Raw genomic sequence first — 5,372 nt, 5'->3', positions numbered from 1 at the left:
CCGTGGTGTGGGGACTTCGCATGCTCAGCCGCGCGCGATCCAGACGATGAGCACGCCGGCCGCGACGGCCAGGGTGCCGGCGAGACGCAAGGAGGACTCAGGGGTCTCGGAGGCGGCTTCCAGCAGCCTGCGCCCCATGCGCGGCGCAAGCGCCCAGAGCAGGCCCTCGATCACCAGTACGAGGCCGATTGCGACGGCGAGATCGTCCATGCCGTCCGCTTAGACCTAGGCGACGGGGTGACCGGGGTCACGCCGTCGACATCGCCTGCATCGGCTTCCCTGTCCTGCGCACCGGAGTCGGCTTCCTCGTCTGCCGGAGCCGCATCCAAGGCGTTATTGCCCAACTCCTCGGCTTCCGCGCCGGTACGATCTCGGGCAAGTCCGGCACGCCTTCCGGGACCTCGATCACAGCACCTTCAGCGATGCCGCCGGCGGAGTCGTTGAAGTACTGGAAGAACTGCGACGTGGGGCTCAGCAGCAACCTGGTGTCGTCGGACTGCAGCGCGCTCTGGTAAGCCTGCATGGAGCGGTAGAAGGCGAAGAAGTCTGGGTCCTTGCCAAAGGCCTGGGCGAAGACGCGGTTCTTCTCCGCATCGCCGTCACCACGGATGCGCTCCGATTCGCCGGTCGCCTCGGCCTTGAGGACCGTGACCTGGCGATCGGCCGTGGCGCGGATGCGCCGGGAGGCTTCCTCACCTTGCGCCCTGATCTCGGCGGCTTCACGCTGCCGCTCGGTCTGCATGCGGCGGAAGATGGCGAGACTGTTTGCTTCCGGCAGATCGGCCCGCTTGATGCGGACGTCCAAAACGTTGACGCCAATCCCTTTGGCCTCGGCGTTGACCTGCTCGGTAATCCTCTGCATGAGCGCGTTCCGCTCGTCGCGGACCACGGCTTCGAAGCTCGAAGAGCCGAGCACACGACGCAACGATGCCTCGAGGAAGGCGCCGAGTTGCGAGCGGGCGATTCTCTCGTCGCTCACTGTCTGGTAAAAAAGCAGCGGATCGGTGATGCGCCAGCGTGCGAAGGCATCGACCACGAGCCGCTTCTGATCGGAGGCAATGACCTCCTGAGGTGCGGAGTCGAGATCGAGCAGCCGCTTGTCGAAGTAGCTGACGTTCTGAATGAACGGGATCTTGAAGTTCAGACCCGGCGTTGTGATGAGCCGCTTGGGCTTACCAAATTCGAGAACCAGAGCCTGCTGCGTTTGATACACGGTGAAGAGTGTCAGATAGGCCGTCACTGCCAGAAGGCCAAAGACGACGAGAACCACGGTGAGAGCGGTGCGTCCCATTACTGACCTCCCCCTTGCGTCGCCGACGGGGCCGGGGTCGAGCGCCGTTTCTGCAATTCAGATAAAGGCAAATACGGCACCACGCCGGAGCCGCTGCCCTTGTCGTCGATGATGATCTTGTCGGTGTTGGACAGCACCTCCTGCATCGTATCGATGAAAATGCGCCGGCGCGTCACATCGGGCGCTTTCTGATATTCCTCCAGCACGTTCTCGAAACGGTCCGCCTCACCCTTGGCCTCGGCGATCACGCGGTCGCGATAGCCCTGGGCGGCTTGCAAGATGCGCTCGGACTCACCGCGGGCTTCCGGAACCACCCGGTTGGCATAGGTCTGCGCCTCGTTCTGCAAACGCTCCTGATCGGCGCGCGCGGCTTGCACGTCGCGGAATGCGTCGATGACTTGCGACGGCGGATCGACCTTCTGAAGCTGGACCTGGACGATGCGGATACCCGCGCCGTAGCCGTCAAGGATGCGCTGAATGAGCTGCTGCACACTCGCTTCCGTCTCGGCGCGGGCCGCGGTCAGGATCGGCTCAATGTCGCTCTCGCCGACAATCTCGCGCATGGCGCTTTCGGCCACGTCCTTCACGGTGCCTTGGGGATTTTGAATGTTGAAGAGATAGTCCGGCGCGTTGCTGATCTGCCAGAGCACCACGAAATCGATATCGACGATGTTCTCGTCGCCGGTGAGCATCAGGCTCTCCTCAGGCACATCGCGGACGCCTGCGGCGAGCTCCCGGTCGGAGGCCCCGCGCATGCCGATCTCGATGCGATTGATGCGCGTGACCTTGGGCAGTTCCACCACCTCGATCGGATAAGGCAGGCGGAAGTTCAGGCCGGGCGGGAGCTGGCGAATATACTCGCCGAAGCGGAGCACGATGCCGAGCTCGTCGGGGTTCACGCGAACGGTAAAGCCGAAAAAGCCGATGACCAGAAGGACCACAGCGGCGATCAGCGCCGCCAGCGGCCCGCCCATGCGGCCGCCGGGCATCGCCTGGCGCAGCCGGTCTTGGCTTCGGCGCAAAATCTCTTCCAGATCAGGCTGCTGGCCAGGGCCGCCGGGCCGCGGACCCCAGGGTCCGCCATTGCCGCCGCCTTTAAAACCGCCGCCGCCTCCGCTCTGATTGCTCCAAGGCATGATGTCTATCGTCCTGATTTCGTGTGGGGGTCGCGCGTGGAACCGACCTTTTGCGATGCGCCGCTCGCAGGGAAGAGTAGGCGCACCAAAATGGCGGTACCGCGACAAGAGTCCCGGGGGTTATAGGCCAGTCACAAGGGCCACGCAATGCGGGCTCCCCCTAGGGTGGAGACCCTCAGCGTGACGGCGCGGCGACGCGTTCCAGGATCACGAAGCTAAAATCGTGGTCGTCGTGGGGGCCCGCTTCGTGCCGCTCGCGAAAGACTTCGCGCCATTCGCTTGGGTCGAGCTCGGGGAACCAGGTATCGGCGTCCGGGGCGGCATGCACCTCGGTCAGATAGATGCGGCCGGTCTGCGGCAAGACCTCGCGGAACACGTCCTCGCCGCCGATCACCATGATCTCGTTCGACCCGGTCCGTGCGCACGAGGCCCGCGCGGCCTCAAGCCCCTCCTCCAGGCTGTGGGCCATCACGGCGGACGGGGCGACGAAGCCTTCATCGCGGGTCAGCACGATGTTCAGCCGTCCGTCGAGTACGCGCGGCAGCGACTTGAAGGTGCGCCGGCCCATGAGCACGGGATGGCCCATGGTCACTTTGCGGAAGAACTTCATGTCGGAGCGGATATGCCAGGGCAGATCGCCGCCGCGGCCGATGGCGCGGTTCTCGCCCATGGCCACGACCAGCGCGATGACGGGGTCCTTATTCGGCATGGTTCGAGGCCCGGCCGTCATCCTGAGGTGCGAGGGCGAAGCCCGAGCCTCGAAGGACGGCCGGGCACCTCACCATGACGATTCATACCGCTACCTCGGCGCGGATCGCCGGATGCGGGTCATAGCCGACCAGCGCGAAGTCCTCATAGACGAAGTCGAACAGCGACTTGACCTCGGGATTAATCTGAGGCGCGGCAGCGCACGCGGGCTTCGCGACAGTTGCTCGTCGGCCTGTTCCACATGGTTCAGGTAGAGATGCACGTCACCGAAGGTGTGCACGAAGTCGCCGGGCTCGAGCCCCGTGACCTGCGCCACCATCTGGGTGAGGAGCGCATAAGAGGCGATGTTGAACGGCACACCGAGAAACACGTCCGCCGAGCGCTGATAAAGCTGACAGGAGAGCTTGCCGCCGCCCACGTAGAACTGGAACAGGCAATGGCAAGGCGGCAAGGCCATGTTCGGGATCTCGCCCACGTTCCAGGCGCTCACGATGTGGCGTCGCGAATCGGGGTCGCGCCTGATCCCTTCGACCAGCGCCGTGATCTGATCGACGGTCTCGCCAGAGGCGGTGGGCCAGGACCGCCACTGCTTGCCGTAGACGGGCCCGAGATCGCCTTCCTCGTCCGCCCATTCGTCCCAGATGCGCACGCCATGCTCCTGGAGATAGCGGACATTGGTCGAGCCTTGCAGGAACCAGAGAAGCTCGTGAACGATCGACTTCACGTGCAGCTTCTTGGTGGTCATGAGCGGAAAACCCTCGCTCAGATCGAAGCGCATCTGAGCCCCGAACAGACTCAGCGTCCCGGTGCCGGTGCGGTCCTCCTTGCGAAGCCCCTCATGACGAATTTGGGCCAGAAGATCGAGATATTGGCGCAATCGGTGTCTTTCCCTATGCTCCGGGGAAACCCACATATCGGAGACGGCCAGGCCGCGACTCGCCAGGGCCTGTCTGTCGATAGACCCTGCGAATGGAGCATTCAATGCGTCTCATGCCAATTGTCCTCGCCCTCGGTTTTAGCCTCGGTTTCGCCACCCCGGCCGCGGCGTATGTCGACATCGAAACGGTGCGCGCCATGGCCTTCGACCGGGGCATCGTGAGAATTGACGAAATCGAGCTGCACCGGAAAAGAGGCGTCTGGGAGGTCGAGGGCGAAGACGCCTACGGACACGATATCGAGATGAAGGTCGACGCGTTAACCGGCCGCATCATCAAGATGGAGCGGGACTGAGATCCCGCGCGTCCCCGCAAACCCCTGGAACCGCGACTGATTCGCGCGGTCTCGCCTGGGGGTTATCGAACCATCAATCTTTTTTTTGCCGCCGCAACAGCCTATATATGAAGGGCTGGTGCAAACCAGCTATGGCGATAAACGGGCGACGTAATAAGCCACTCGGACCCGGGGGCAGTACCCGGCGCCTCCACCAGGTTTCAGTTTCGCGTACGAATTCGCGAGGGACATGATGCGAACTGGAACGTGGCGGGGGCGAAACAGGCTCGACGAGGGTGTAAAGGTCGTACTTTTGCTCGGCATGGTATCCGCCGTTATCGGGCCAAACCAAATAGTTGCCAACGACAACTATGCGGAGGCACGTCTCGCTGCGTAGTCAGCGCGATAGCCTAAATTTCAAGCCCTAACCTCCTCGCAGGGGTTAGGCGCGGTTTCGGAGGGCACCGGGCAACAGAAGCCCTCCACTTTATTGACGGGGTGACTGCCTACGTCGCGGAATTTGGACCGGCGCCGCTCATGGCAGACGACGAACTCAGGTACGACCTTCTCACTCAGACCGCCCTGCGCGGCGTGGTTCGTGACGTGCTGACCCAAGTCCAGCGCGACGGGCTCCCCGGCGAGCACCATCTCTACATCGCCTTCGATACGGTCGCCGACGGCGTCTCCATCTCCAAGCGGCTCAAGGAGCAGTATCCGGAGGAGATGACCATCGTCCTCCAGTATCAGTTCTGGGACCTGGCGGTGACGGACGAGCGCTTCGAGGTGAAGCTCTCCTTCTCCAACGTGCCGGAGCGGCTGGTGGTGCCCTTCGCCGCGGTGAAGGCGTTCTACGATCCGTCCGCGCAGTTCGGCCTCCAATTCGGCAAGCCGGGCGCGGCCAACGACTCCGCGCGCCAGCACATGGCCTCCGCGCTCCCCGATCTCGTCGGCGAGCAGCCCGAGGAGACGCGTGAACCCGCGGCGGAGGAAACCGCCGAGGTACCTCATGCGGAGGTGGTCATGTCGCG

At 63.7% G+C, this 5,372-nt stretch carries 6 protein-coding genes, 1 other RNA gene and 1 pseudogene; 3 read left to right on the top strand and 5 right to left on the bottom strand.

The window, feature by feature from the left end:
- Positions 1–24: 24 nt before the first annotated feature.
- The 5 genes and pseudogenes from AUC71_RS06490 to AUC71_RS06470 form a co-directional block, all read right to left on the bottom strand.
- Positions 25–210, bottom strand: coding sequence for a DUF2065 domain-containing protein (locus tag AUC71_RS06490; RefSeq protein WP_069623616.1), 186 nt, complete (start codon positions 208–210; stop codon positions 25–27).
- A gap of 37 nt (positions 211–247) precedes the next feature.
- Entirely contained in the window at positions 248–1,291 is a 1,044-nt protein-coding gene (hflC, locus tag AUC71_RS06485; RefSeq protein ID WP_069623615.1) for a protease modulator HflC, read from the bottom strand.
- Positions 1,291–2,427, bottom strand: coding sequence for an FtsH protease activity modulator HflK (hflK, locus tag AUC71_RS06480; RefSeq protein ID WP_069623614.1), 1,137 nt, complete (start codon positions 2,425–2,427; stop codon positions 1,291–1,293). The genes hflC and hflK overlap by 1 nt, the downstream gene beginning before the upstream one ends.
- Positions 2,428–2,602: 175 nt before the next feature.
- Positions 2,603–3,136: a dihydrofolate reductase gene (locus tag AUC71_RS06475; protein ID WP_083238149.1), complete on the bottom strand. Its 534-nt coding sequence runs from the start codon at positions 3,134–3,136 to the stop codon at positions 2,603–2,605.
- A gap of 82 nt (positions 3,137–3,218) precedes the next feature.
- Positions 3,219–4,012 (bottom strand): annotated as a pseudogene (locus AUC71_RS06470) (thymidylate synthase).
- A 104-nt stretch (positions 4,013–4,116) separates the two neighbouring features.
- Between AUC71_RS06470 and AUC71_RS06465 the strand changes: the two are divergent.
- From AUC71_RS06465 to AUC71_RS06455, 3 genes are all read left to right on the top strand, one after another.
- Positions 4,117–4,365, top strand: coding sequence for a PepSY domain-containing protein (locus AUC71_RS06465; protein WP_158007732.1), 249 nt, complete (start codon positions 4,117–4,119; stop codon positions 4,363–4,365).
- Positions 4,366–4,440: 75 nt separating this feature from the next.
- Positions 4,441–4,831: a transfer-messenger RNA gene (gene ssrA / locus AUC71_RS06460) on the top strand.
- 50 nt (positions 4,832–4,881) lie between these two features.
- The coding region (locus AUC71_RS06455) for an SspB family protein (protein WP_141701500.1) at positions 4,882–5,372 on the top strand (491 nt) is incomplete at its 3' end.

Source organism: Methyloceanibacter marginalis, assembly GCF_001723295.1.
Taxonomy (GTDB): Bacteria; Pseudomonadota; Alphaproteobacteria; order Rhizobiales; family Methyloligellaceae; genus Methyloceanibacter; species Methyloceanibacter marginalis.
This window is presented reverse-complemented; position numbering and strand designations above follow the sequence as displayed.